The sequence below is a fragment of the Actinoalloteichus spitiensis RMV-1378 genome (assembly GCF_000239155.1).
Classification (GTDB): domain Bacteria; phylum Actinomycetota; class Actinomycetes; order Mycobacteriales; family Pseudonocardiaceae; genus Actinoalloteichus_B; species Actinoalloteichus_B spitiensis.
This window is the reverse complement of record NZ_AGVX02000814.1, coordinates 1-923: the sequence shown is the minus strand read 5'-3', so window position 1 is coordinate 923 and position 923 is coordinate 1. Positions and strand designations below refer to the sequence as shown.

Sequence of the window (923 nt, the reverse complement as noted above, 5' to 3'; positions counted from 1 at the left end):
GAGCGACCAGGTACCCCCGGTGCGCCGCTGCCAGGTCCCGCCGCCAGGTGGCCAGAACGACGTCGGGGGTGGCGGCGGGCGCCCCCGACGAGGAAGGTGGCGGTCCGCCAGGTAGCGGGCCCCTCGCCTCCAGGAGTCGCGTCGCCTCCGGCCGTCGAACGTCGTCGCCCGACCTCGGCGATCCCGAGGGCACCGCACCACCCGCTCCCGTGGGTCCCACCGGGACCAGCGCGGGAGCGGGGGACATCGTCCACGGGGCGTGGACGCTTCCGCCGACCACCGACCGAGCGGGCGGGTCGACTCGCTCCGCCGGGGTCGCCCTGCCGTGGCCGGCCACGGCAGGTCCGCCGGCGGCGGTGCCCGCCGGCCGGACCGCTCCCTCGCCACCTCGGGCCGCGCTCCCCTGACCGGCCAGGGTGCGGTCGGCCACGACGACGCCAGCCGCCCGCAGTTCGGCCACCACCCTGTCCAGTTGCCGCAGCGCGCGGCCCTCGACGCCGTCCAGCGGAACGGCCAGGTGTTCACGCCCGGCCAGGGTGCGTCCGATCCAGGCCGTGCACTGGCTGCCCGGCCCCTGCTCGAGGAAGATCCGCACGCCGTCGGCCCAGGCGTTGCTGACCGCGTCGGCGAAGCGCACCGTGCCCAGCGCCTGCGCGGTGAGCGCGTCGGCGAAGCCCTCCGCCGTCACGGGGAAGGGAGCGCCGCTGGCGCCGCCGTAGAAGCGGACGCCCGGGTCGACGGTGGCGCGGTGGTGGTGCCGCCACCACCTGTCCCGCACCTCGGCGAGTACCGGCGCGTGCGCGGCCATCGGGTAGTCCACCGCCACCGCTTCCGCTCCCGGGATGTCCCGCACCACGGCCGAGCAGGCCACGCTCTCCCCACCGACCACGCAGACGTCGGGCGCGGTGACCGCCAGCAGGTGC

At 77.4% G+C, this 923-nt stretch carries 1 pseudogene; it reads right to left on the bottom strand.

From position 1 onward, the window contains the following. A pseudogene (locus tag ACTIDRAF_RS31415) lies at nucleotides 1-923 on the bottom strand (hypothetical protein); the annotation flags it as partial.